Here is a 22,971-nt window from a genome sequence, read left to right on the forward strand (position 1 = left end):
ATATTTAACGCATTAAAGAACGTTGAATTTACCTTTTTTTGCAACTAATGAAGCGCCACCGATCATTAATAATGCACGGTTATCAACCATTTTCTTCATAAATGAAGCTTTTTTACCAACCACTTTTTTACCAAATACAACACCAATCGCATCATCTTCACCTAAAGAACATACTGTACCTTTGTTATCAAAAGTAAATGACCCTAGTTCTTTATTTTGAATAAGTGCAGCAATATTTTTTGCAACTAATTCACCTTGTTGCATAGCAATTTGTGCAGTTGGCGGATAAGGACGATTAATTTCTTCATTAATTACTAATGAACTATCACCAATAACAAAGATATTGTCATGTCCAGGTGCTCTTAAATTCTCATCCACTTTTATGCGTCCACGCATAGCTTCGAATCCTGATTTTTCAATAATGGCATTCCCACGAATACCGGCAGCCCAGATTACAGTACCAGCTTTAATTTCTTCTACATCATCTTCGCCTTTTGCTACGATAATACCATCTGGCGTACCTTCTTTAATCGCTGTGCCAATACGGAATTGAACACCTTTCTTCTCAAGATGAGCAACAGCATATTCAACTAATTCAGGATCAAATCCTGGTAATACCATTGGAGCTGCCTCAACACATACAATCTTCACCTTTTCAAAAGGTACATCATATTCTTTGCATAATTCAGGAATACGGTTACCTAATTCACCAAGGAACTCGATACCTGTGAAACCAGCACCACCAACAACGATTGATAGGCGCGTATCATCTTTTACTTCTTCTGTATTATAAGTAGCAAATTGATACTCGATATGCTCACGAATTTGGCGCGCAGAATTGATATTAGAGATAGAGAAAGCGTATTCTTTCAATCCTTTAATACCGAATGTTTCAGATTCTCCACCTAGTGCAACTACTAGATAGTCATATTCAAGCTCACCTTTTTCAAGTAGAACTTTCTTCTCATCTGTTTTAATTTCAACAGCAGTACCTTTTACAAATTCAACTTTACCGTTGTCAATTACTTTACTTATATCATAACGTACTCGGTCGTGATGTAATGTACCAGCAGATGCTTCATGTAACCAAGTTGTTTCATAATGGTAATCATTTTTATTCACAAGAATAATTTCAGCATCATTTGCTCCGATTTGTTTCTGCAAACGAGTTGCAGTCATTAATCCACCGTAACCTGCACCTAAAATAACGATTTTTGGCTTTTTCAAGTGTATCACTTCCACCTTTAATATATTTTATAGTACTTCTTATCTCCTATTTTTCATAAAATAAAAGATTGTGATATTCTTCACTAATACGGACAAAAAAATGTTCGAAAAATGTCACAAAAAATTAATAAATATATCTTCTATTACATAGTATTCCTTTTCTATCTTATTTTCAAGCTAAATTGACACTTTAAGAATTTTAAGATTTTTTAATTTGATAATGATTATCAATACTATAAAATCAACATTGGTACCGCTTTCACATTTTACCTTTCTAAAGGAAATTTAACCGTATTTTTCTAGTCAACGCTTATTCTTAAAAGATCATTTGATGGTACATCTTTTCCTCATGCAACACCTAATGATACAGAATAGTCTAATATTATGGTAAACTAATTAAAACACCATAAATATACTTAGGGGGAATCACTTTGACTGAACAGAAGATTTACGACATCACGATTATCGGCGGGGGTCCAACTGGGCTATTCACCGCTTTTTACGGTGGGATGAGACAAGCATCTGTTAACATTATTGAAAGCTTACCTCAACTAGGTGGACAGCTTTCTGCCCTTTATCCAGAGAAATATATCTACGATGTTGCTGGATTTCCGAAAATCCGCGCACAAGAGTTAATAGATAATCTTGTTGAACAGATGGACAAATTTGATCCGACTATATCTTTAGAACAATCTGTACAAACATTGGAAAAACTAGCAGATGGAACATTCAAAATTACGACAGATAAAGATGTCCACTTTTCAAAATCTGTCATTATTACTGCTGGTAACGGCGCATTCCAACCCCGTCGTTTAGAATTGGAAAGTGCGAAAGAATACGAAGGAAAAAACCTTCATTATTTTATTAACGACCTCAATCATTTTGCTGGAAAAAGAGTCGTTATATTTGGTGGAGGCGATTCAGCAGTGGACTGGGCTTTAATGCTTGAACCTATCGCAGAAAAAGTTACAATCGTTCACCGCAGAGATAAATTCCGTGCACATGAACATAGTGTAGAAAACCTTGAAAATTCTAAAGTTGATATCAAAACACCATATATTCCAGCTGAATTAGTTGGTGATGAAAGCGGTGTAAGCCAAGTAATCCTTGAAAAAGTAGGCGAAGAAGAAAAAGAAGTTATCGACGTCGATGCCGTTATTGTTAACTATGGTTTTGTCTCTTCATTAGGTCCAATTAAAGAATGGGGCTTTGACATTCAGAAGAACTCTATCGTTGTAAATCAAAAGATGGAATCTAACATTGAAGGTGTTTATGCTGCTGGAGATATTTGTACTTACGATGGAAAAGTAAAATTAATTGCATGTGGATTTGGTGAAGCACCAGTCGCAGTTAGTCACGCTAAAACATATATTGACCCTAAAGCAAGAGTACAGCCTAAACATAGTACTTCAATGTTTTAAAAGAAAGGCCCGGATGTGATTCCGGGTTTTTTTACACCCTTAAACTGGAGGAAGTTTTGACCATTTTCACATAATACCTACCAACCACACTTCTGGTGGATTAAACATTGACTTTCTGACTTCAAATTATTATGCAAAGTAAAAAAAGACCTTCCCTTTATAAAGGAAAGATCTCTTCACTAAGATTAGCACTCTTCTGGCGTACCAACCTTAGTTGCGGTTCTAAAAGAAGATCCACAGCCGCAATTGGCAATCGCATTTGGGTTGTCGATTGTGAATTAGTCGGTCAGTTAGACGGTAGATTAAACGCGATAATATCAACGTTTGTTTCGGTTATTGACGATTGTTATTGTTCGTTCGGATTAATAACACCGCTCAATCATAGCGATGGATTACGTTACCTCAATATTACCCAAAGTTTTCCGATAACACAAGACAAATAATCTTGCTAGAGTACAAGCTAAATTTTAACATAACTGATAAAATAGCCATTCTCATTCTTTTGTAGTAACTTAAAATCATTTTCTTCATAAAATTCAAATAGTTTAGGTTGATCTTCAAATTCGACCGACACAACTTTAGTAGCTACAAGAAGGTTGATTTTTTTACAATTTTCTAAAGCAAGATTAAGAATTATCTTACCAGCAACCTCTCCTTTATACTTATCTGACCGCCCTAGCTGACCTATAAGTATTGTTGAAAAGGAACTTGCGCTTTTATTGCCTGTAAGCTTTTTTCTAGTACTTCCAGAAGCATTTGTGAAGTCGAAATTTTTGTTAAGTAATGTAAAATATCCAATAATATCATAATTATTTCCCTCATCAACCACCAAACTCGTTCTAGCTAATGATCGATTTTCATGTTCTATTGCTTTATTATGTAAAAATGACTCCACATCAGTATTTTTACCACAAGTAAAAGAGGAGAGGTATTCACGTACTACACTCTCCTCTTCACTAGACTCTAATAATGAATTTAAACTAATTACTTCCATCTATTTCCTTGAATTTAGAATATTAGCTGCATGCTTTATTCTATCTGCTCTTGATAAATTTATGTCGTTGAAAACGTTAGTCTCAGTTATTGATTTTAGTGGAGTCTCAAGGATCTGGATGGCTTCTTGCTCATTTAAAGTATACTGTGTTTCTAACACTTGAGTAGCCAATTCGTCTTCCTCCTTATCGTCACACAACTTTTTCACCTCTTCCAAGGGATTAGCAAGTGACAAATATAGTAATTTACTCAAGTATACTATATTATAGTCACCCTAACAATAATAATAATAATTAAATTGTTTCTATTTTTCTTTATAAATATACGTTTAACGTTATAAATTAATTACCACCAATTTATTTAATTTAAACAAATAGATATTTTATTAATTAAGCAACTTATCTAAGTTCGCAAGGTCTTTGCTGATATCTTCGCGCGTCACACGCAACCTTGAGGTATTCTCTTCGGACTTTACGATTTCCTTCTTATCAACTAACCGCCCTGCCAGCTTAAAGTATAGTTCTAGTGCCTTCATCGACGGAATGCCGTTGCTGGATCGACCTTCTATGGATTCTTTTAGTTTTGCGATAGCCGTCGGCATGAAATCGTCTAGCGAATGGTCCGCTAGGTAAGACTGATAGAGCGTAAAGTATCTATCTTGGCGCCAATTATACAAGGTTCGCGTTGAGATTCCGAGCGAATCAGCCAAGTCCTCGTAGCTAAGTTTCTTTTTACCTAAAAACTCGTTCTCAACGATGCCCTGCGCAACTTTCATCTGTTCCGGCGTTAAATGTGCCTTAATTTCGTTCAGTGTAATCATTTATTCATCCTCCTTAATTTTCGCATAATGTTCGCGCCACTTGGCTACTTCCGCTAAATACAGCGCTTCATCATCGCGATACCTCTGACATTCCTTCTCGATTGTCGCGTCACTAGTTGGCGGTTTTCCTATCTTGGCAAGGCGAATGAGTTTATAAAGGGATTGTAGCGCCAACTCCGGCGATAACTCCTCTTGTCCCTCGTTAAACTTTGCGATTTCACTTAATGCCCCACGTATGCTCCTCGCCCATATAGACGTTTTGCTTGAATCAGCGCAATCCGTGTAGGCTAATAAATCAAAGTCGCCGTAATGACGCTCAAACTTCGCACAATCGACCCCCGTCGGTATTACGTTGGTTTCGTCGATGATTTGAGCATATTTCACTATAAAAGCAAAGTAGTCCGGCATTCTTTCGGCTGTCACAACCGCTAACGGAAGTGGAAAGAACGGCTTTGGCGGATTAGCTGGTTTGCCTGCAGCTACGCGCTCATGGCGCATCTGTTCGATTCTTGCTTTCAATTCTGCTATTGTTGCTTGATGATTACTCATGTTAATCCTCCTTTTTATTTGTCCAACAAAAAAAGACGCCTTATTTGGCGTCATGTTTTATTTATTTATTTGATTTTTCTTGCACTAATTCTTCGTCAGTCATAAAATGATATGTTGCTCCATTAATTGAATACGACTCACCTTCCCAAATACCACGGTTAATAGCTGACCAATTTTTCTTTTTCGCATTAGTCTCTTCCTTAAAGAAATGCGCAGCTTCTTGGATACTATTGCATTCTCGGATAAGCGCTTCTCCTTTGTAAATATTAACTGGAATTGCAACGTTATTTGTCTTTTTCGGTCTAATTCGCATTGTACACACTCCCTCAAAAGTTAAAGTAGCGCATTAATTAAAATCTCTCATAGCTTCTGCATTTTCCATTTTGCGGTTTGCTTCGTCAAACATACCGTTTTCAATATTTGTGCTTGCTTTAAGAATTAAATCAAAGTATTCCTTGTAATCAGGATTTTCGGGCTGTAATTTAGCCCCATATACATGCAGATATTTTCCCCAATCTTCCGTTAGCTCACCGGATTCGTATAGGTGAAAAAATTCATTTTCTATAGCTTCCGCATGTTCCAATTTAAATACTTGCTCGCCCTCTTTAACTAAATCGTAAATTTCCTGCGTATCGTACTTCTCCCACGGCAATTCCTCGTCCTCAACTTCTGCAGCTGATACGTTTGTTTCCGACACTTTAGTTACCTTCTGCGACTCTTCCTCTTTTACCTCGCTACTCGAACATGCAGATAATAATATAACTAACGCTAACGCAATATATTTTCGCATAAATTCTGCACCCTTTTTAGTAAAATTATACCACATTAGCGCTTAGATGTTAGCTATTTTTGTTAATTATTCCGACAATTGACGCGTTTTTACTTACGCGTATATCATCTTCCGATACCTTTGCAATTACTCCCCTTAACATCTGCGCCACTTCTTGTGGGCCGCATTCTGTTAGCTTCGCAAACTCTTCTTCTATCATAGCGTTAGGGTTCACGTAAGCATAGCTCGATAGCCAACGCACTTCGCCCTCGGGAATGTCCATTATATGCTGCGCGAAATTATCTCTATGCCCCATTTCTACGATCCTCATATTTCCGTTCTTATCAACACCGCTTAATATCATCGTTAGATATGCATCACTTGGCGTTAACTCTTTCAGTTTATCTGCAACTAACTCAATTGTAGCGTCCTGATCGACGTCGATAAAACTCTTAAACAACTCCTCCGTTACACTCAAATCGCCAGTAAAGCCCGCAACTACCTGATTATTTACGTTGAACACTTTAATTACTGTATCGTGGTAAATATTATCATCGGAAATGTGCGTGCAGCGATGGTCGCCAATCATTAATGCGAAATCCTGTGTCGCGATAGCTATAACAAGGCTCATTAAAAATTTCCTCCTCCGCGTGATTGAATAAAGAACTGAGTTGTTATTTGCGCGTTAATTCGACAGAGATCATTCGGCTTGATTTCTATTTCGTGCCAGCCTCGCGTAACCTTACCGCTTGAATCCGTTCCAAGATACGGAACAATGTCAATTCCGGTGCCGCTAGTTGCTGTGTATGGCACTATACTCCCATCAACTTTTATTTCTACACTAGTAGGAAGTCTATCCAATTTATATATACCGTGTTCTATATCATGATTATGATCTGGCAATTCAATCTCGTGAGAATGGTTCGGTATTGAAACATTATGCGTATGGTTAGGAATACTGACGTCATGGCTGTGATTAGGAACATTAAAATTGTGTGAATGTGTCGGAATTGAAACGGTATGAGTATGCGAAGGTACTGATACATCATGTGAATGATTAAACCTTTCTCCAGGTATCTGCACCTCATGTTTATGATAACCGTAATTAGGTCCTCCAATATCATTCTCAGGTGAGCCACTTACTAAGTTCAGTTGAACAAACGTTCGCGTACTAGTTGATGTCTGCGTTCCTCCGCCGGCGCTCGATGTTTGACTACTTCCTCCCCCATTAGCAGTCGACGTACTTACACCTCCACCACTTGAACTTGTCGCGGTGGTTCCTCCCCCTGCCGAACTTGTTGCCGTTGTTCCTCCGCCACTTTTAGTCGTTTTTACAAGTGCGCCTCCGCCTTTCGTTGCGCGACTATACATAAAATAAATCATTTAATCCCTCCTGAAAATTAGAAGAAGCGCCCGAAGGACGCCCCCTTATTATCTTCTTTGACCTTTTCTTCTTACTAAATCTGCATTTTCACGTGATATCTCACGGTTCACAGTCGGAGCCACTAAAGTACCAACCTTTTCGCCATCCATTACGACTTGCATGCCGTTCATCATTTGTAAAGCTTGCTCCATCATTCCCACTGCGCGATCCATTGTTCCAGTAGAATGAGACGATCTTCCATCAAAAGAAGCCACGATGCCCACGCCACTGACATTCGGTGTATTATGCGACATTTGAATAGATGGAACCGCTGCAACTGCAAGCTCTTTCGCAGACTTTTTGACATCTCTCACCATAGAGTCGATACCTATCGCCAAACCTTCACCTGTGTATTCGCCAAGTCTCATTAGAACTCGCGACGGTGATTTAATATTTAAGAAAGATTTGATACCGTCCGGAATCATTGAGGCTATTTCCTTTACCTTCGTGCCGACATCCTTCGCCATTGAACCAATACCACTAATCAACCCGCTGATGATGTCTTTTCCGATTTGCACTAGGTCTATATCTTCAAAATACCCTTCGATATTTTTCCAAATGGTTTTGCCAGTCTCTTTAATCTTTTCCCATGCACCCTCCCAATCGCCTTGCATTAATTTCATGGTTCCATTTATTATGCCAAGTACTGCCGTAATGGACGTTCCAATTACAGACTGAATGAGCGCCCAAGCTATTTGAACAATTCCGCTGATAATAGGCCAAACAGTTTGGAACAGAGTTTTAATTACTCCCATAACCGTTGTGATAATTAACTCGATTGTCTTGAAAGTTAATTCTGCGCGCTTCATTATTGCATCGCCGTTTTCTTCCCAAAACGCTTTAATCTCCGCTAACTTCTCACCAATAAACCCGGAAACTTCGCTCATAACGATTTGAACGATTTCTTTAATAAACTCTAACGCTGTACTAAACGCAATTTTAATGCCTTCCCACGCCTCATTGACACTCTCTTTAAACCAATCTACCTTGTTATATGCAAGAACTATTGCGGCGATAATTCCTGCGATAGCTGCGACAATCAACGCCATTGGGCCCGTCGCTAATGCAGTAAAAGCCGCTGCGATCGGAGAAATGATTGGCAGTAACGCTTGAAATCCCATTATCAGTGAAGGTAAGAATCCGATTGCGAGCAATAAACCGCCACCGAAAAGCGTGAATGCTGCGCTTAAAACACCAACGATAGCAACTATGGACTTTGTTTTGTCGCTGAACGAATTAAATATATCAACAACCTGTTGCACGCCTGACGTAATGAATTTGAGCGCGGGCAACAATGCCTCACCGATCGATATTGCCGCGGCCTCTAGCCCCGATTTCAATATAGTTAACTGTCCGTTTAAGTTTTCCAACTGTTTATTCGCTACTTCTTCCGCAGTTCCGCCGGACTTTTCCAAACTTGCCGTCATCTTTTCTAGATCGTCTGATCCCCGATTTATTAAGATTTGCCAATGCTTAAAAGCTTCTGCGCCAAATAATGTCGTCAATGCAGCCGACCGTTGTTGTGCTGTCATGCCTGCTAGGCTATCTTCTAATACGCCAACAACTTCCGGTAAAGACTTCATGTTGCCCTCTGTGTCAAAGAAATCGATGTTTAACTTTTCCATCAACTTTTGCATTTTTGCCGTTGGCTGAGCTAATCTACCAAGCGAGGTAGCGAATGCTTGACCCGCCATGGACCCTTTTACACCGGAATCAGCTAACGCCATTATTGCCGCAGACGATTCGTGAATATCCCAGCCTAACGCGCTCGCATTAGCTCCAAGATACTTAAGCGCTTCGCCGAGCTGTTGTACATCAGTATTTGCACTAGTTGAAGCTTTCGCGAACACATCTGCAACATGGCCAGCTTTATCAGCTTCGATTCCAAACATCGACATCATATCCGAAGTAATATCAGCTGCCGTCGCCAAGTCAAGAGCGCCAGCACTCGCAAGATTCAGCATTCCCGGCAATCCGGCAATCATTTCGTTAGTGTCCCACCCTGCAAGAGCAAGATATTGTAAAGCCTCGGCCGATTGGCTTGCACTCCATGCTGTTGTTTCTCCGGCTTCTTTAGCTGCTGCCGTTAACTTTTCCAACTCAGCACTACTAGCACCGGATAATGCACCAACACGGCTCATTGATGATTCAAAATCTGCCGCCGTTTTTACTGCTGCGCCGAAGCCTGCCACAGCTATCACGCCAAGCCCCGTTACAGCAGCGCCCATCGCACCTATAGACTGTAGTGCTTGTTGATTCTGTCTAGCAAATTGCGTAACATGGCTAGATGCTGCCCGTAAGCCACTTGTTAAAGATGAAATATCTGCGCCAATCTGAACAACTAGACTATGCGCACTCATGCCCTATTCACCTGTTCTGCAAGCTTGCTTATTTCTTTTGATAACTTCGTTGCTTTTTCGTATTGGCCACGCATTCCGAATTTGCAACATTTAGCAGCCTTCTTAAACAACTCGTGATAAATATCTGCATTATGTCCCTGGTATTTCTTTAACTTCTTTTCAGCTTTTTTAGCGCTTTTAAAACCGCGACTAAAGTATTCGCGTGGACTGAGTGCTCTTTCTTCTGGGGCGCGTTGCATCATTTTCCCTACTTCTAAAAATTCATTAATTGCTTTGTGTAAATCCTCCATTCTCCCACTCCCTTATAAAAATAAAAAAGACGCCCATTTTAGGACGTCTTTCTTAGTAACCTTTCCGCTACTTTATTAAATTGATTTGTTATATTACCTTGATATTTCTCCTTGGCTTCCAATTTTTGATAATCTAAATCGCTGCCTACTTGTTGCTCATCTTTAGAGAATTCCAGTATCTTTCTATAAATCTCATTGATTGACTGTCTTTTAATTTCAGGTTTTAGGTTGCTACCTACCTTTTCTAGTTCTGCTCTTATGTCATAGAATTGAGAAAGCAATGTTCTTATAACTGGTTTTTCCAACAATGGTAATTTATCGTTGATAATTGATATTACAGATATTAAATTAGGTTGCATCACAATCTGAGTTCGAATAATGCCCGCATCCTGTTTTATTTTATTCCAATCTACTTTTTCTTCTTCCTCATATGAAATAGCCCTCTTTTCCGCATCCTGCTTAAGTCTTTTTAATGTAGCTATATAATCACTTTGAACCTTATCCGCCTTGATTTTTGCTTCATTCACCAAGCTTAAAATATCAGACTTTCTAGCATCAATTGTCAACCGATTATTCTGTAAAACTTTCTCTACCGCTATAGTAAGATCGTCAGTTAACACGGCTACTGAATCTTCATATCGTTTAAGCTCATTAAACTCTACTCTAGAGGCCTTTCCCTCACTTATTAGCTGATTTGCTATGTGTTCCTCAACAGAATAAATAAAGCCCTGAGTACGCACGGCGCCACCCCTACTATCGCTGTGTACCATATATACATCTATATTTTTCATTTTGTACTCCCCTTTTCGTTTTGTTGTATATTTAAAACGTCTTTACTTTTCTGTAAAACTTTAAACCGCTTTTCTACGACTTGCCTTAGCGTCCATAACTAGGCGAGGCAACATTTCGGAAATCTTACTCTCGCTCAAATAATGGCCGAATAAATAGTCAACGCTGCAGCCGTCGTCAAAGGTTACTCTTGCAAGCTGCGGTTTTCGCGTATCTTCGCCGCGAATAATCTCATAAGTAAATGCCATCCAAACCCTCCTCGGAACTACGTGTAATTGACAGATTTTCAAGCCAAACAGCCGTTTTAAGACGCAATAAAACCGTTTGAATAGTACGCCTAGGGTAATTGCCTTAGACGCCTCAAACGGCTTGATTATCTTCATTATAAGTCACGTTAAACATGCGTTCTGCCGGGCGCCTTTGCTCAATTGGAATGCGAAATTGAACCGCTTCTAGTCGACCAGCGCGAAAGTAATCTGCCATGATCGTCCAATCCTTCTTGTGTCGCTTGATTCTTCGGATTAGGTCGCGGTCGGTGGTCCAACCCGCGAGCCAACCCGATTCTAACTTCCACAATTCGTTATTCATCTTTTATTCATCCTCTTTTATTTATTCGGTTTAGCGCTAAACATTGCAACAAGTGAGCTATCCGGTTCTCCCTGTTTGCGGTAGAAGATGTTATGATTTAATGTGATGTATTTGACTCGACCGTCTTGAACGTATTTCGTCGTTTCCGCAACAGCTCCGGCTTTTTTTAATTCTCGCAAAGTAGCGATTGCATTCTTTTCATTAAGTTGTAAAACCTCTGCAATCTGTTTCGTTGTTAGAAAACGAATATTAGCGGGCACTTCTTCGAAGGGATTGGCGCAAACCATGTTCGTATCATAGTGAACATACGGTAACAACTTGTATAGGGCACCCATTTCTGCATGTTTCAAGTTCAAGTCTTTCAAGGTTGTGAAGAACGTTTTGATTAGCATATCCTTGCCCTCCCTTACCTTTTTGCGAAAATGGTACCTTTCATTAATCTTGTAATACCCTTCTTGAGTTACCTCTATAATGTTCTGCAATTCTAGTTCTTGTAGGACAACTTTCGCGGTACGTGGCGTAACCTTTAGGGCGCTCGCTATTCCTTTTTGATTCAACGGAAACTCTTCTCTACCTGGCTTGATTAGCACGTTAGATTTATATTGGATGTACGGCTGTAGCATTAATACATATCCGCATGTCTTATTCGGCAGATTGTCAGTTATCTCTCGAATGTGGCGCATGTGTGTGAATGAGAATTGACGCTGATCTGACTTTTTGATAACAGCGAGCCTTCGTTGCTCTCGTTGCTCTAACGATTCCACTATGAACGTTCTGCCAGCTTCATCTTTTGCGTAGCCGTTATTGCCGATTAGTTTGACGTTTCCTATCGGTTTAGATGAAGATAGCGCCCTTACTTGCTCTTTTAAACTCATCTTTTTCCCCTCCTCGTCAAAAATAGGTAGTCTTTTTTTCCACTTTTCCGCTAGATAGGTAGTCTTTTTTTCCACTTTAAAAACGTCCAAAATCAGCCGAAAACCCTTCCATATCAACGTTTTACTCTTGTTTTCAGGCTTATGCGATTAAAATTCATTCTTATCTTCTCTATAGAACTTAACCCCTGCGCCTTCATTCGGGTAAAAGACAACCCTCATTCGGCGCCAATACTCTTTTAATTAATTACCTTTCGCGACCATATAATATAATTGCATGAGGGGGACGGTTTTCCCCCGATTGCCGGGCGATAGCCCGTTGACAAACCGATAGTTTTTGCGATATACTTACAATGGATAAATTTGCGAAACTCTTTCTAGAGACTCTAAAAAATATAAGAAATCTTCATCAACTCCGCCCTGCTCTGCTAAACTGACTCGAATATGATCGGATATTTGACGTCTCCCGTTCTCGATAGCAGCAACTGTAGACTCTGAAACTCCGAGCAGTTCAGCAAATTGTCTCTGTGTCATTTTCTTTTTTAATCGCAATAACTTAAATCTATGCGCACTCATTCATATCCCTCCTTTTCCGTACTCATTGCGCTAAAAAATACCAGGCTTTCGCCCTTCCCCTTATACTTTTTTGTCGCCACTTAAAACCGCTCTAAATCGCTCCATGCGTAATTGTTCTTCTGTGTACGTACTAGAAAAGTAGTTTTCTATTTCTCCCTTGCTCATATACGTAGTTACAACCTCGCCGGGCTTGGTTTTATCCTTAATCTTAGCATGTAGAATGGATATTTTAGGCTGTTCCGCTTCATCGCCATTATATGGAACAACCGCTTTAGGTTTTCGCTTGCCTCCGATTATTTCATCTCGCTGTTTAGCTGCGGAAATTTGACTTATTTTTGACGGAGAATGCGGAACTTCATTTTTCCACGTATTCTTAAGCATTTCATACTCGTTGAGCCAAAAAGGGTATTCCAGCCACCACACGTAATTATTTTCACGCCTTGTTTTCTTCTTTGGTTTTGGATTCAATAACTCTAAATCCGCTCTTTGTTGCCTGCGTTGCATTGTCTTAATATTTTTCTTACATTCCTTACTACAAGTCTGCTTCCTATTCCGAGAACTTTCATCACGCCACCAATAACCACAATAATCACAGCGTTTAACGCGCTTATCTGTCCCGTCCAGCAAATTGCCTTCGTTCAAATCCTTTATAGCTATTAGCGCAAATTCACGGTGCAAACCTTCGATAAACTGACGCGCAAATTCGATAGCACCATCGCCAACAGGTTCACGGTATACAATTTTCATAGTTTCAGCTGCTTGTTTTTTAGATGTTTTAGTCGTTATCATTCTATCCCTCCGTTATTTGTGTAGTTTAGATAATTCTTCTATTAGTGCCGGCGTTTCCTCGAAAATAAATACTACTTGCCCGTTAAACTTTCGCGACGGCTCTATATCAACTATCCTAAAGCCGTTCAACAGTAAATACTTAGCCACCCGAATGCTTAAAATACATTTATGCTTCATTCACTCACCCCCTCAAAATAATTTTTTGCTGAATCCGCTTGACATGTTTTAAACTAAGTAATATACTAATATCAAGAAATAAAATAGTATACCTATGTTTATTTATAGGTACACTCCTTTCTTTATTATCGGTTATTTCTATTAAACTTTCAATAGTTTTTTGATATTTTTTATTTTTTTTTTGGCGGCAGATCGTGCGGTCTTTTTTTATGCACACAACATCTATATATAGTTGAAAATCAACAGAAAAATACTACATGTTGACACAACGTGCTGATTCTCCGCCTCTTTCAACGCCTTCTTAACCTCGCGCAGCTCGCGGACGGTCATTTCATCTACCGTTTTTGTTTCGCCTGTTGACGGGACTGCGTGTGGTTGCTCAACGAATTGCTGACGGTCAATTTCTTTTGGTAGTTGTATCAACTCGAAAATAGCCGACATTTGTAACGACGTCGTACCGTTTGGAAATTGTTCATATGCTTGAATCATACGATTCGCTGTCTGCCGCTTTATTCCAAAGGATTCAACGCACCACTTCGACCACTCACCGTGCGCCAAGTCATTTTCTTAAACGTGCTTGAGCCGTTTACCAATTTCGAATATTGCTTCGCCAGCTACACGTTGGTAGGCGTAAGTTGTACTTTATATAACGTTTTACTGCTGCAAACTGGCCGTTCCAAACGAAAATAGGCATAGGGCGCTGATTCATTGCACAACGGTAGAGTTGCCGCTCTAAAATCCGCTCCACATTGAGCCAATGCCCTAAATTATGTCGTCAGCTCGGGCGCCCTTGCCATCGACGTCCGAACTAAACGATCACCTTTTCGCAAATTTAAACCGCCGACAATAAATTGATCAACATGTCAGGCTGTTTATGCAGATGTTGCACCGCGTTATTATCCAAGTCAATAATGACTACGCCTTCATCTTCCGTCAGTGTTACATCGTATAAGCCAATTTCCCCACCGCCAGTTACAAGGACCTTATTACCTAGTAAGATTCCAACCTCACTATCGCGTTCGTCAATTTTTCCGCCATAGATATATTTAACCGTTACCTTTTTCATTTTCATTTTCCTCCTAAAATTAGATTTATAAGTAAGTCTCGACCATAATCTATCGCTTTGCTTTCCTCAACAACTGCCAGATTGTCGCTTTTCATATACGCCAACTCATAGACTGATAACCCGCCAATGTCATCAATCGATATTACCTTGCCTGAATCAAACAGTACGCCCTTTTCGCGATAAGCTGCGTCAGAAGGCGCCCATTTATCAGAAATGATTTCGACATCAATTCGTTTTCTCATTTTGCAAACCTCCTTACTACATCAACGAATTTTGCTTCGCTCATAAAGTCCAGCTCTTCGTCGGTGAAATCGCGCTCGACATCGATGCGGAAGATTTTACAACGCGCTAAATCTAGTACGTTATCCTTCTCCGCAATTGGCTCGGGCATGACCCGGAAAGTGAGCGCGTCATACCCCTTAAACTGAGCGACGATCTCATCTGCAAAAATAACCGTTTCTTCTACGATAGGTTCGCCGAAGCCCTCATCGTGCGTGGCAAAAAACTTTATATTTTCTCTTCTAATCATTCGGAATCTCCTCCTATTGGTAATGCGTAGCGCTGAACAACATCCATAAAACTAGCTGTAGATAACCATTGCAGCTCATTATCGGTTAGTTCCTTGCCGATATAACAATCGAATAATCTTGAGCGAGCCATATCATTTACTTGCGTTATAGGTTCCGGCATGACCGTAAAGCTAACTGTTCCGCAGCCTTGATTCTCGGCAATAGCCCTCTTGCTTACTATCGCCTTACTTTTAACTTTTATTTCGCCGAAGCCTTCATCGTTTGTGTTGATAAGCGTCAAGTCTGTGCGATTGAACCGTATCGTTTTAACTAGTTCTCGCGCCCAATATACCTCGAGCAAAATCCACTTATGATCCTCTAAGTAATAACGACAGACCATTTCGCGATTATTTCGTTGTTCATCCGACATGAGTTCGTGTAGCTCGTGGTTTAATATGACGCGATCAACTGCGTCCAACATTTCTACTGCTACTGATTTAGATATTGGCGTAATCATTCGCTGACCACCCAAGCAACAAAGGCTGAAGCGACTAGACCAGCCCACGCAAACCACAAACAAGCGAATAAAACTCCCATTTGAAATCCCCCTTTATAACTCATTGAGTATTACTTGTTGAGTTAATAATATAACTCTTTGAGTCATACGTCAAGAGGTTTACTAATAAAATTTTATAAAGTATAATTATTCTTAAGAGGTGATGTTATCGTGGCTGGAAAATCTATGCTAGAAAATGACTTTGTATCATTGTTAGGTGATACCTTAGAAGAATTAAAGATTACTAAAAATGCACTTTCTGTTGAATCAAAAGTTCGTCCTGCTACAATAAACGATTTAGTAGTTGGTAATGCCAAACAAGTTAACTTCGAAACTCTTAAAGCAATTATAGAAGCTACTAATAAGATTGCTATCGAAAAAGGGAACTCGAAAGTATACGGTGTTGAAGATGTATTTGCATATAAACCAACGGTAAAAGCCCCCGAATAATCGGAGGCTATTTTTATAGGAGTTTACGCAAATCATTTGCTACTTCCTTTATCTAAATGTAATAATTCGTTGTAATTAAAATAGCTTTTTTCTAATATTTTTATTTACATTACTAGTTCTGAATATATTTTCAACCGGTGACGCTCTTTTGTGAATTTCATTTATTTCATTATCAGCGTATCTTACGTATCTATTAGTCATCGTCATGTCGGAGTGCCCAAGTATTCGCATTAAACTAAACGCATCGCCACCCGATCGCAAATATTTCACTGCAAAGTAATGCCGGAAAGTATGCGGACTACATCTTGCAACGGTAATACCTGCTTTCTTACCGTATTCTCTTAGTGTTTTCGCAAAGCTATCGGCATGGAACTGTTCTCCGTATTGATTAAGGAATAAGTAATCTTCTTCACTAATATTCATATAATCTAACAGGTTTTCTAACTCATTTTGCGTTTTCTTACCTATCGGCAATACTCTGAGAGATTGATTTTTTGTTATCCTCCCCGGTAAAACAATCTGGCTAAGCTTAAAATCCACGTCTTGAACCTTAATATTTACCAATTCGCTGATGCGGACACCTGTGTCAATCAGAACCAGCATCATCACATAGTTCCTAAAACCAGTAAACACGCGAGTATTCGGCTCTTTAAGTAACCTTTCTATATCGCTATCAGTGAAAACCTCAAATGTGTCATTTTCCTCTTTAAGATTCTTTACATTAGACATTGGATTGGAGCTTATTAATCTATTATTGTAAGCCCAGTTAAAAAACACCCTCATATTTCGAATAATATTATTAATAGTCCTGATTGATAACCCTTTCCCAATTCCCGTAGATGCTAAGTGTTCATGATCATCCCACTTTTCCTTTTTACTCTTCATAAAAATAAGATACTCCTTAATCACAGCCTCATCTACTCGCTGACTACCGTGTTCTTCAAACCACAGATAAAAGTGATGTAATGTTTGTTTATATGTTTTGATTGTCTTAATTGATCGATTTTCGAATTCTTTTGCTTCTATAAATTTAATTATTAATTCTTCCAGATTTACTTTTTCACTCACTCTCCTTTTCCTAAAATTCATTCTTCGATTATTAGCAAATTGACCTCTCGCCATAGTCAACACCCTTTTTCATTTTCCATAATCATAACACTTTGTTTCAATGAGTAAAAAGGTCATCAGCCCTACAGCCGCAAGGTGTTAAGCGTTTCTTTTTTTCGTCTTTAAATTGCGTTTTTATCGTTAATCTCACAAAAATATTCGTTTCCTAAATCGTCTCTGTTTACGTACTTGAACAACAAAATTAATCCATAATCTCAACGCCAACCACGTCCGATAAATTTACGCGTACAAAATCGTGCATCAGTGTTTCTATGCGCAATTGTTGCTTAACTACATCACAATAATGTACACGCCCAATCGTGTCTTTGAGATGACCGCCGATCCACAATGTAAGGCGGACCGGCATATTAAACTCCATCGCATAAGCTATTCTTTCGTCAAACTCTACCCGTTGATATTCGTCGATTAGTGGTTTTTCACATTTGTTCATTTCATCAGGAATTTTATTTAGTTCTGTTACATGCTCCGGCATAAAGAATCCGTGCCATTTTTGCAGGCCTCTATCGCGTATCATAAAGTTAGTCGCCTCCACTTAATTCACTTTAGGGTTTATTATACACGAACAAGTGTTCCTGTATAACTTTTTATTTTCCTCCAAATTATTCTAAATTTCGATAAATTATAAAAGGAATTTACGTAGAATGCCTCGAAATAGGTAAAACGAAATCACGATTTAGTAAAAGGGAGGAACTTCTATTGTTCAGTAGTAAAGAAAGCGAAAATAAAATTTTTAACCACGCTTTTCAAATACTTGATAGATTTGGAATTATACTTGACGAGAATACACTTTTTGGGAAACATACACTTGCGAAATACTCCGATGAGATTATACAAAAATTTTATAGTATGGGATACGAAGGGGAACTTGAGCTATTTGGTTATTATTTTAATTATCCTGGAGAAATAATAGCAATTTATGACACTGAATACTTTAAAAACTTTGATGAAGTAAAACATTATATGACAGATTATATTAAAGAAGAGTATAAAAATGAGTAATAACTGGTTAATTAATCTTTATTTTAATTCCATCAATTTCTTTCGGTAAATTCACCTCTTTAATAGGCTTAAGGGACTCTATAAAACCAGTAAAACTCTTCGCCTGGAACACACGGAAGGGAAACTCAGTAGTTAATTCGTATTTTACTTCAGAAATAATAAGTAAATGTGGGAATGGCTTCATTCGATGTAAATCGGCGTACCGTTGCAACTTGGCGGCCAAGACCTTCACAGAATATTGGGTACGTTGAACTTCAATATAAAAAGGCGTCTTTCGGAAGATTGCGTAAATATCTGGCTCTGCCGTCCCCTTTAATCCTAGCTTCGGTTCAACTGTAAATGATTGGATAGCATTATGCCTCCGCATTTGCTTATAGACATCAAGAATCGCTAACCAATGACCTATCTTAGCGCTGTTCTTTTTGACACGGTTATCTGCGCAAAAGTAGACGTAAGGACTAAATGAAGTGGAACGTTGAATATGACCATCGCGAAGCAATCGAAGCAAGACGGCATTAGCTGCTGTAATCGGCTTCTTTAAGCCAGAAAAATGGATTTCCGCTATACTGTTTCTGTCCATTACGCGGAATCGATTAAGGTCCGCTATAATCTCCTTATCTCTCTTCGTTAATGGCATCGTTAAACACATCCTCTTCCGTTAATTGTTCAATCGACCGGACATTTGAACTTTTATCCGTAAACCGATCGACCCACTCATCCGTTTTATACTTCGTTAATATCTTCTCCGCAGATTCTTCCGATAAATACGGCGCTTGCAGCTCTGTTAGGTCGTCGCGTTTGCATAAGAATCTTCCAGGCGTTACTTTGCTTATCTTCTCGCTGCCCGGTGTTCCAATAATTCGAGAATTAGATAAATCCGTTGTTCTAAAGCCCATCCTTACGGTCAGTAATCCGCGTATCTTTGTATCAAGGACGTCATGTGACGGGCGCTGTAACGATAAAATGACGTAGATACCTAGGGCACGACCTAACGCAACCAATTGAACAATTTGCTTGCTCATTTGTTTATCGTCCATTATCATCAAGAGTTCATCTATCGCGACAAGTATATACGGCGGTCGCTTTGGTAGCTTGTTAATATGCGTAACGCCTGCATCGTTAAGTAGTTCGCCACGACGTTTCATTTCTTTATGCAGATACGCCAGCATGCGCGCTAAATGTTCAGGGTAGACGCAGACTGACTTTACGTTTTCAACGCCTTTGAACAGAAAAAATTCGCTCATTTTTAGATCGCCTAGATAGATATGCAGTTCGTCGGGAGTTTTCGTTTGAATAAGAGTAGTTAAGATAGAACGTAACTGCGTTGACTTGCCCGCACCGGGTTCGCCAGCAATTAAACAGTTCGGCTCATTGACGGCATCATATGCCAACATACGTCCTGACTCATCCTGACCACAAAGTATGGGCACATCATATCGCGATAAATCCGGAAGGATATAATCAAGTTTCGATGGCAACTTGCGATGACTAATAGTTACAGTAAAACGCTTGTATTCACCGTCTAGCTTAACGTGTTCACCGAAATATTGATTAAAAACGTAGGAATGTTTTGTAAGCAATTTAGGATCAAGTCCGTTAGGAATCGTAAAAGTTGCGATAGTGGAATCAGTAGTAAGTTTAATGTCGTGGATTTTAGGAAGAATTGGACGATTGATTTCTCCGAGAAAGAAGCCGCCTGCCTTGAATGTTTTAACAAGCTTGTGGCGAACAGACAACTTTGCGCGCCAGCTCATCGCAACCATCCGATTAAAGCATTATGCTCGATAAAATAGACACCTGTAATCAAGCCAGCCACAGGTAATGCAATCCGCAAAAAGGTGCCAAGCCATCCATAGCCATATGACTCGAGCGCGCTGTCAGCTATCGCAACTAATAACGTCGTGCCGGCAGCTAGTAATAACCCTCCACTAAATAACATTGTTATCCTCTCCTTTTAACAAGTTGTTAATTTCGCATTAGATGAACAATTGAAAGGAATAAACTGAAGTAGCTTTGCTATGTTGAATCTTATGCAATAACTGCGGTAATATTGCGTGTCCCTACATAATTTATGACTAAGTAGCAGACGGCTTGTCTACAATTAGAAATATATCGTTCACAGCACAACCTAACTTTTTGCTTATTTTTAAGGCTACTTCTAACGAAGGTTGCGTACTGTTTCGTTCGTAACGATTATACTGACCGTGACTAATTTCGAGATACGCTGCAAATTCTGTTTGATTCATTCGATGATCGTGGCGTAATTCTTTTAATCTATTGTGTATCGGCATAGGACTCACCTCGCCTAATACATTCGCCAATACTTATTATGATACCTTTTTGGAGGACCTATAATGATTGAATACATTGTATTTTTCGGACTGCTTGCAATAGGATTATTAGCGTTTATCTTTTTTAAACCGCCAGCTCCGGTGTTAAATGAGATACAACAAGAAAGAATCAAATGCGAAAGCCACATAGAGGGTCGGCTATTTGAGGCACTAATTGATCACGGATTTATTGTAAATACTCAAGTGAAATGCGGAAGGTATAGAATCGATTTAACTCTACCTAATTATAAAATCGCAATTGAATGTGACGGAAAAGCGTACCATTCATCACCCGCACAAAAAGCACATGACCGTAAAAAGGACAAATTCTTACGTAATAATGGCTGGGTTGTATTGCGTTTCAGCGGGCGTCAAATTAATAGGGAATTATCTAAAGTTATAAAAAGAATTGATGAGGTAACAAGTAGAGAAATTTATTAAAACAGGCGTTCAAAGATTAATCGACTCAAACACGTCATTAACTTGCTCCTGCGTAATCCCTATATAACGCAACGTCTCGCGCTGGCTACTATGGCTCAACACATTCATTAACAATGCGATATCTACGCCTGCCTTATACGCGTGATAAGCCATCGTTTTGCGTAGCGTATGCGTACCAATCTCTACATCAACGCCAGCTCGCTCGGCTGCCCCGTTCAATATGCGCCAAGCTTGAACGCGACTAATCGCTTTCGTACCTCTCCGCGAGGGAAATAACGGCGCATTGTCGTCAGCTTCTGCCGGCACTAGCTCACGTATAGCCTTCTGTATCGCTGGATTTAACTTGAATCGCTTAGACTTGCGCGTTTTAGTTTCTTTAATTGCGAGCGTATCCCTGCCGCGCACATCGCCTACCGTTAGCGCAAGAATGTCCGATATACGTAACGCTGAATTAATGCCGAAGATAAAAAGTAGCTTGTCGCGTGGATTGCCTAGCGCTTTTTTCATGCGTTCAATGTCCGATTTCTTGCGGATTGGTTCGACCGTGTTCATATGTAACATACCTCCGATTATTCTCGTTTTGTTACGTAAATTATATTACGGAAGTATGCATAAATCAACCTTCGAAATTCAAAAATTTTCTAGCGTATTTTTTACCCCCGAGGTTAAAATTTGATGCGCGTAAGGTTAGTATGACTGGTGGGAGCGCTGATTCACGGAGTACCCCCCGCCTATTGATACGATGTATATATTATGCATTAAAACGAATATATTATGTAACACAAACGCATTTTGTTACGTTCATTCATTCGATTAAACGTCTTTATATCAACGTTTATAGACGTATCTCTTACGTATAATATTCGCGTTCGTTTATGCAGTCGTATAAACCGCGTTATAATAGTTTTTGTCAATTATATCCATCTCTATCACCTTGCATAGAAAGCTGCATAAACGATCAGCCTTGCACAGCTCAACCCCGATGATTTCGGGCCCCTCGTGCGCCAGCGCCTTTCGCCTGATAAATAGCACTATGCCCTACGGATATTCTTATTCTTCGGCAATGCTCGGCAAAACTGCGTACATCAGACCGTCTAGAACGCGGTCAAGCACACCATGATAATAGCCGGCAATGTTACGTATAGCCTTGCGTTTAGTCGCCTTAAAGGTAGTCATGACGGCTTCAATTCCGCAGTTTAATAGATCGATAGATTCGTGACAGTTCTTTATGTACGACGTTTGCGCAATATAGATGCCGTATAGCTTATTTGTTAGCTTCGCGTCTTTAACATAGTATTCAACGGATTGCTTGAACGCCCTATACGTATTATTTATAACAGTATTTTGTTTAAAAGAATTAAATGGTTCGTTTTCGATTTCGGTCGGCTGAACGCTTGGCACTACTGGCTCGACGCTATCCTCACGCTTGGACACTTCCGCCTGGTCATCGCGAATCACAAACGGCAACACTTGAATTATGTTCGCACCTTGGCCGCCTGTTATTTTGCGCGTCGTAACTAGCTTCCGAATGATTCGTAGGTCTTGCAGACGGTTGATTGCGCGTCGGACAGTCTTTTCGCTCTTTGCTATAGTATTCGCGATTGTCGCTACTTTAAGATGCGCAGCGCCTGCAAATTTGACCGCATAGCAAGCGATAGTGTTTAGGACAGCGCGATCCGTTTCGGACAACTCGTAATAGTGTTCCGAAAGGTGCTCGGCTATAGCTTCGTTTAATTGCTGCTTCGATTGGAACGTTTGGTAGTCGGATAGATAGTGCATCGGGTTTCCTTTCCGCGCCAACCCTGTTTTAAGCATAGTTAAATAAGCGTTGCAAAACGCTATTTTTTTC

Annotated in this window: 34 protein-coding genes and 2 pseudogenes; 4 read left to right on the top strand and 32 right to left on the bottom strand. The window is 39.6% G+C overall.

Annotated elements, in window-relative coordinates:
• Nucleotides 1-12: 12 nt before the first annotated feature.
• On the bottom strand, nucleotides 13-1,227 hold the full coding sequence (locus MHI57_RS10660) for an NAD(P)/FAD-dependent oxidoreductase (protein WP_095372035.1): 1,215 nt from the start codon (nucleotides 1,225-1,227) through the stop codon (nucleotides 13-15).
• Nucleotides 1,228-1,658: 431 nt separating this feature from the next.
• Here MHI57_RS10660 and MHI57_RS10665 point away from each other — a divergent pair, with 431 nt between their 5' ends.
• The gene (locus MHI57_RS10665; RefSeq protein WP_340976282.1) at nucleotides 1,659-2,648 is read left to right on the top strand and encodes an NAD(P)/FAD-dependent oxidoreductase; all 990 of its coding nucleotides are present in this window, start codon (nucleotides 1,659-1,661) and stop codon (nucleotides 2,646-2,648) included.
• A gap of 185 nt (nucleotides 2,649-2,833) precedes the next feature.
• On the opposite strand, the pseudogene MHI57_RS10670 reads toward MHI57_RS10665, so the two are convergent.
• From MHI57_RS10670 to MHI57_RS10775, 22 genes and pseudogenes are all read right to left on the bottom strand, one after another.
• Nucleotides 2,834-2,926 (bottom strand): annotated as a pseudogene (locus tag MHI57_RS10670) (iron-sulfur cluster assembly accessory protein); the annotation flags it as partial.
• Between the two features lie 182 nt (nucleotides 2,927-3,108).
• A complete protein-coding gene (locus MHI57_RS10675; protein ID WP_340976284.1) occupies nucleotides 3,109-3,642 on the bottom strand; it encodes a hypothetical protein in 534 nt (177 codons plus the stop codon).
• A gap of 384 nt (nucleotides 3,643-4,026) precedes the next feature.
• Nucleotides 4,027-4,461: a phBC6A51 family helix-turn-helix protein gene (locus tag MHI57_RS10680; RefSeq protein ID WP_340976286.1), complete on the bottom strand. Its 435-nt coding sequence runs from the start codon at nucleotides 4,459-4,461 to the stop codon at nucleotides 4,027-4,029.
• Nucleotides 4,462-5,010: a hypothetical protein gene (locus MHI57_RS10685; RefSeq protein WP_340976288.1), complete on the bottom strand. Its 549-nt coding sequence runs from the start codon at nucleotides 5,008-5,010 to the stop codon at nucleotides 4,462-4,464.
• Nucleotides 5,011-5,071: 61 nt separating this feature from the next.
• Nucleotides 5,072-5,323 carry a hypothetical protein gene (locus MHI57_RS10690; protein WP_340976290.1) on the bottom strand — a complete coding sequence of 84 codons (252 nt, stop codon included), beginning with the start codon at nucleotides 5,321-5,323 and terminating at the stop codon, nucleotides 5,072-5,074.
• A gap of 33 nt (nucleotides 5,324-5,356) precedes the next feature.
• Nucleotides 5,357-5,800 (bottom strand): hypothetical protein, encoded by a 444-nt coding sequence (locus tag MHI57_RS10695; RefSeq protein ID WP_340976292.1) that lies wholly within the window; start codon nucleotides 5,798-5,800, stop codon nucleotides 5,357-5,359.
• 49 nt (nucleotides 5,801-5,849) lie between these two features.
• Nucleotides 5,850-6,410: a hypothetical protein gene (locus MHI57_RS10700; protein ID WP_340976293.1), complete on the bottom strand. Its 561-nt coding sequence runs from the start codon at nucleotides 6,408-6,410 to the stop codon at nucleotides 5,850-5,852.
• Nucleotides 6,410-7,162 (bottom strand): hypothetical protein, encoded by a 753-nt coding sequence (locus MHI57_RS10705; protein ID WP_340976295.1) that lies wholly within the window; start codon nucleotides 7,160-7,162, stop codon nucleotides 6,410-6,412. Before MHI57_RS10705 ends, MHI57_RS10700 begins: the two co-directional genes overlap by 1 nt.
• Before the next feature lie 48 nt (nucleotides 7,163-7,210).
• Nucleotides 7,211-9,562, bottom strand: coding sequence for a phage tail tape measure protein (locus MHI57_RS10710; protein ID WP_340976296.1), 2,352 nt, complete (start codon nucleotides 9,560-9,562; stop codon nucleotides 7,211-7,213).
• Entirely contained in the window at nucleotides 9,559-9,852 is a 294-nt protein-coding gene (locus MHI57_RS10715; protein WP_340976298.1) for a hypothetical protein, read from the bottom strand. Before MHI57_RS10715 ends, MHI57_RS10710 begins: the two co-directional genes overlap by 4 nt.
• A gap of 38 nt (nucleotides 9,853-9,890) precedes the next feature.
• The gene (locus MHI57_RS10720; protein ID WP_340976299.1) at nucleotides 9,891-10,643 is read right to left on the bottom strand and encodes a hypothetical protein; all 753 of its coding nucleotides are present in this window, start codon (nucleotides 10,641-10,643) and stop codon (nucleotides 9,891-9,893) included.
• 60 nt (nucleotides 10,644-10,703) lie between these two features.
• Nucleotides 10,704-10,889 (bottom strand): hypothetical protein, encoded by a 186-nt coding sequence (locus MHI57_RS10725; protein WP_340976301.1) that lies wholly within the window; start codon nucleotides 10,887-10,889, stop codon nucleotides 10,704-10,706.
• A gap of 112 nt (nucleotides 10,890-11,001) precedes the next feature.
• Entirely contained in the window at nucleotides 11,002-11,124 is a 123-nt protein-coding gene (locus MHI57_RS10730; RefSeq protein WP_340976303.1) for a hypothetical protein, read from the bottom strand.
• Nucleotides 11,125-11,246: 122 nt separating this feature from the next.
• A complete protein-coding gene (locus MHI57_RS10735; RefSeq protein ID WP_340976305.1) occupies nucleotides 11,247-12,104 on the bottom strand; it encodes a hypothetical protein in 858 nt (285 codons plus the stop codon).
• Between the two features lie 345 nt (nucleotides 12,105-12,449).
• Complete coding sequence (locus MHI57_RS10740) at nucleotides 12,450-12,677, bottom strand: helix-turn-helix domain-containing protein (RefSeq protein ID WP_340976307.1); 228 nt, start codon at nucleotides 12,675-12,677, stop codon at nucleotides 12,450-12,452.
• A 60-nt stretch (nucleotides 12,678-12,737) separates the two neighbouring features.
• The gene (locus MHI57_RS10745) at nucleotides 12,738-13,466 is read right to left on the bottom strand and encodes a hypothetical protein (RefSeq protein ID WP_340976309.1); all 729 of its coding nucleotides are present in this window, start codon (nucleotides 13,464-13,466) and stop codon (nucleotides 12,738-12,740) included.
• 12 nt (nucleotides 13,467-13,478) lie between these two features.
• Nucleotides 13,479-13,643: a DUF5659 domain-containing protein gene (locus MHI57_RS10750; protein WP_340976310.1), complete on the bottom strand. Its 165-nt coding sequence runs from the start codon at nucleotides 13,641-13,643 to the stop codon at nucleotides 13,479-13,481.
• Nucleotides 13,644-13,865: 222 nt separating this feature from the next.
• Nucleotides 13,866-14,084: a hypothetical protein gene (locus MHI57_RS10755; protein WP_340976312.1), complete on the bottom strand. Its 219-nt coding sequence runs from the start codon at nucleotides 14,082-14,084 to the stop codon at nucleotides 13,866-13,868.
• 391 nt (nucleotides 14,085-14,475) lie between these two features.
• Nucleotides 14,476-14,709 (bottom strand): hypothetical protein, encoded by a 234-nt coding sequence (locus MHI57_RS10760; RefSeq protein WP_340976315.1) that lies wholly within the window; start codon nucleotides 14,707-14,709, stop codon nucleotides 14,476-14,478.
• A 2-nt stretch (nucleotides 14,710-14,711) separates the two neighbouring features.
• On the bottom strand, nucleotides 14,712-14,951 hold the full coding sequence (locus MHI57_RS10765; RefSeq protein ID WP_340976316.1) for a hypothetical protein: 240 nt from the start codon (nucleotides 14,949-14,951) through the stop codon (nucleotides 14,712-14,714).
• Nucleotides 14,948-15,238, bottom strand: a complete 291-nt coding sequence (locus MHI57_RS10770; RefSeq protein WP_340976317.1) for a hypothetical protein — start codon at nucleotides 15,236-15,238, stop codon at nucleotides 14,948-14,950. Before MHI57_RS10770 ends, MHI57_RS10765 begins: the two co-directional genes overlap by 4 nt.
• On the bottom strand, nucleotides 15,235-15,735 hold the full coding sequence (locus tag MHI57_RS10775; protein WP_340976318.1) for a hypothetical protein: 501 nt from the start codon (nucleotides 15,733-15,735) through the stop codon (nucleotides 15,235-15,237). The genes MHI57_RS10770 and MHI57_RS10775 overlap by 4 nt, the downstream gene beginning before the upstream one ends.
• A 210-nt stretch (nucleotides 15,736-15,945) precedes the next feature.
• Between MHI57_RS10775 and MHI57_RS10780 the strand changes: the two genes are divergently transcribed.
• A complete protein-coding gene (locus MHI57_RS10780; protein WP_340976319.1) occupies nucleotides 15,946-16,224 on the top strand; it encodes a helix-turn-helix domain-containing protein in 279 nt (92 codons plus the stop codon).
• Nucleotides 16,225-16,299: 75 nt separating this feature from the next.
• On the opposite strand, the gene MHI57_RS10785 is transcribed toward MHI57_RS10780, so the two are convergent.
• Nucleotides 16,300-17,346: a tyrosine-type recombinase/integrase gene (locus tag MHI57_RS10785; RefSeq protein ID WP_340976321.1), complete on the bottom strand. Its 1,047-nt coding sequence runs from the start codon at nucleotides 17,344-17,346 to the stop codon at nucleotides 16,300-16,302.
• A 187-nt stretch (nucleotides 17,347-17,533) separates the two neighbouring features.
• The gene (locus MHI57_RS10790) at nucleotides 17,534-17,866 is read right to left on the bottom strand and encodes a YolD-like family protein (RefSeq protein WP_340976323.1); all 333 of its coding nucleotides are present in this window, start codon (nucleotides 17,864-17,866) and stop codon (nucleotides 17,534-17,536) included.
• 182 nt (nucleotides 17,867-18,048) lie between these two features.
• Here MHI57_RS10790 and MHI57_RS10795 point away from each other — a divergent pair, with 182 nt between their 5' ends.
• Nucleotides 18,049-18,351, top strand: a complete 303-nt coding sequence (locus MHI57_RS10795; protein WP_340976324.1) for a hypothetical protein — start codon at nucleotides 18,049-18,051, stop codon at nucleotides 18,349-18,351.
• A 7-nt stretch (nucleotides 18,352-18,358) separates the two neighbouring features.
• Here MHI57_RS10795 and MHI57_RS10800 read toward each other — a convergent pair whose 3' ends face one another.
• The 4 genes from MHI57_RS10800 to MHI57_RS10815 form a co-directional block, all read right to left on the bottom strand.
• A complete protein-coding gene (locus tag MHI57_RS10800) occupies nucleotides 18,359-18,988 on the bottom strand; it encodes a hypothetical protein (RefSeq protein ID WP_340976325.1) in 630 nt (209 codons plus the stop codon).
• Nucleotides 18,966-20,105, bottom strand: a complete 1,140-nt coding sequence (locus MHI57_RS10805) for an FtsK/SpoIIIE domain-containing protein (protein ID WP_340976327.1) — start codon at nucleotides 20,103-20,105, stop codon at nucleotides 18,966-18,968. Before MHI57_RS10805 ends, MHI57_RS10800 begins: the two co-directional genes overlap by 23 nt.
• Entirely contained in the window at nucleotides 20,102-20,290 is a 189-nt protein-coding gene (locus tag MHI57_RS10810; protein ID WP_340976329.1) for a hypothetical protein, read from the bottom strand. Before MHI57_RS10810 ends, MHI57_RS10805 begins: the two co-directional genes overlap by 4 nt.
• Before the next feature lie 136 nt (nucleotides 20,291-20,426).
• Nucleotides 20,427-20,642, bottom strand: a complete 216-nt coding sequence (locus MHI57_RS10815; protein WP_340976330.1) for a helix-turn-helix transcriptional regulator — start codon at nucleotides 20,640-20,642, stop codon at nucleotides 20,427-20,429.
• A 63-nt stretch (nucleotides 20,643-20,705) separates the two neighbouring features.
• Here MHI57_RS10815 and MHI57_RS10820 point away from each other — a divergent pair, with 63 nt between their 5' ends.
• A complete protein-coding gene (locus MHI57_RS10820; RefSeq protein ID WP_340976331.1) occupies nucleotides 20,706-21,122 on the top strand; it encodes an endonuclease domain-containing protein in 417 nt (138 codons plus the stop codon).
• A gap of 9 nt (nucleotides 21,123-21,131) precedes the next feature.
• Here MHI57_RS10820 and MHI57_RS10825 read toward each other — a convergent pair whose 3' ends face one another.
• The 3 genes and pseudogenes from MHI57_RS10825 to MHI57_RS10835 all read right to left on the bottom strand — a co-directional run.
• Nucleotides 21,132-21,674, bottom strand: coding sequence for a site-specific integrase (locus MHI57_RS10825; RefSeq protein WP_340976333.1), 543 nt, complete (start codon nucleotides 21,672-21,674; stop codon nucleotides 21,132-21,134).
• A 498-nt stretch (nucleotides 21,675-22,172) separates the two neighbouring features.
• Nucleotides 22,173-22,523: a hypothetical protein gene (locus MHI57_RS10830; protein WP_340978700.1), complete on the bottom strand. Its 351-nt coding sequence runs from the start codon at nucleotides 22,521-22,523 to the stop codon at nucleotides 22,173-22,175.
• A gap of 138 nt (nucleotides 22,524-22,661) precedes the next feature.
• Nucleotides 22,662-22,937: pseudogene (locus tag MHI57_RS10835) on the bottom strand (helix-turn-helix domain-containing protein); the annotation flags it as partial.
• Nucleotides 22,938-22,971 lie beyond the last annotated feature (34 nt).

Origin of the sequence: Cytobacillus sp. FSL K6-0129 (assembly GCF_038007625.1) — a bacterium.
In the GTDB taxonomy this organism is placed as follows: Bacteria; Bacillota; Bacilli; order Bacillales; family Cytobacillaceae; genus Cytobacillus; species Cytobacillus kochii.